We start from the raw sequence: 1,675 nt of genomic DNA, 5'->3' as shown, positions 1-1,675 counted from the left end.
GATGGCTCTGTGACACGCGCGACGGCAGAGGATCGCACCACAATCGAACTTGATGGATCCGTGTTCAAGCGTACCGAGTTCGCGCAGGCCTACATGTCTGGGGACGGTACAGAAATGGGTACCGAAACCGCCACGCACAATGCTTCAATTACAGAAAGCGGAGTGCAATCCTCGCTCGACGATGACTGGCAGCCGGAGTGAGGGATTTTGGTGTGAACTCATGTTGAAGTGCAGTTCTTGATATGTCCTTTTATTCCAAACGGTTCTGGATCTCCATCAGCTTGGCTTCGAAGACTTCTGCAGGCGTTTGGTAGCCGAGGCACTCGCGGGGGGTCGAATTGAGGGGCTGACAAATCGACCTCAAATATCGATTTGTCAGCGCCGTCGGTTCGGTTGAGCGAGGCAGATACTTCCGCAGCCTGTTGTTCGTGTTCTCGACCGTTCCTTTCTGATACGGCGCTTGTGGATCGCAGAACCAGGCATCCGCGCCGATCCCGGCCCTGAGGTGCCTCCAGGCCGAGAACTCGGTGCCACGGTCGAAGGTGATCGACTGACGTGCATCGGCGGGCAGGGGAGCCAGCCCCTGGATCAGCGCTTCCATGATCGGCTTGGACTGGCGATCCTCATTGCGCATCACGACAGCATAGCGACTGACGCGTTCGACCAGAGACGTCACATTGACTTTCCCATACTCCTTGCGAAACATCATCAGATCACATTCCCAGTGGCCGAACTCAGTGCGGTCCGCGATGCGCTCGGGCCTGTGAGACAGGCTCTGCGTGTCAAAGATGTGGGTCCGGTTGTACCTGCGATAGCCACGTGGCCGGCGGCGTTTGCGATGCTCAGGGAGATGGCGGTAAAACTGTTCCTCGCGGCCATCCTTGGAATAGGCGAACCGATAGATCGTCTCGTGACTCACACGGATCGGATGGCGTTCAAGCCGCATCCGGCCTGCGATCTGTTCGGGCGACCATCCAGCCTTGAGTCGATCTTCGATGGCTTCCTTGAGGTCTGGATGCACGATCATCTTGCGATGGATCGCGCGGCGCGCCTCGTATTTGTCCTGAGCGACAACCGCGTGATATCCGTTGAGTTCTGGGATCTCAGTATCTGTGTATCGGTTCCGTTTGATGTCTCGGTAGATCGTAGAGGGGTTACGACCCAACCGATCGGCTATCTCAGCGACCGGCATTTTTGCTTCCAGCCACTTTGCGAGCTTACGTCGTTCGCCCAGTTTCAGGTGACAGTAGCGGCTTCCCATTCTTCATACTCCATGCAACTCTCTGTTTTAGTACAGAATTTGCACTTCGTTTGTGAATCCACCGGAGGCTCAGACTACGCCGCATAATTCGACGCCTAAGGTTTTTCTGACTTTGCCTGTTTCACCAGATCCATGAAGGCCCGTATGATTTTTACGTCGCGCCGCTGTGAAAGGGAGATCAGGCTTTCGCCCATCTGCAGGTTGATACCTTTCAGCCTGATCTGTCGGAGGCGGTCATCGCGCACGTATTCTGCCTGAGAGACAAAGCCGACCCCGGCACCCGAGGCGACCAGTTCCCGGACGGCCTCTCGGCCTTCTGCCACAATCGCAGGCTTGAGCGTAACGCCCTGTTTTCTGGCCTCAACTTCCAGCTTCTGGCGTGTTTTTGACCCTTTTTCCCTGAAAACAAGTGGC

3 protein-coding genes are annotated in these 1,675 nt (G+C 56.1%); 1 reads left to right on the top strand and 2 read right to left on the bottom strand.

All coding sequences use genetic code 11. From position 1 onward, the window contains the following. Positions 1 to 201 (top strand): hypothetical protein (locus tag ACR0LL_RS21065; RefSeq protein ID WP_480589248.1); only part of this gene is annotated, 201 nt, incomplete at its 5' end. Positions 202 to 250: 49 nt separating this feature from the next. Here the strand turns inward: ACR0LL_RS21065 and ACR0LL_RS21060 are convergent. After that, complete coding sequence (locus tag ACR0LL_RS21060) at positions 251 to 1,261, bottom strand: IS30 family transposase (RefSeq protein WP_480589247.1); 1,011 nt, start codon at positions 1,259 to 1,261, stop codon at positions 251 to 253. Between the two features lie 95 nt (positions 1,262 to 1,356). Further along, positions 1,357 to 1,675 (bottom strand): LysR substrate-binding domain-containing protein (locus tag ACR0LL_RS21055; RefSeq protein ID WP_480589245.1); only part of this gene is annotated, 319 nt, incomplete at its 5' end.

The sequence above is a fragment of the Ruegeria sp. AI2 genome, assembly GCF_056541275.1.
Note: the sequence above shows the minus strand (reverse complement) of the source record. Positions and strands in the feature narration are given on the sequence as shown.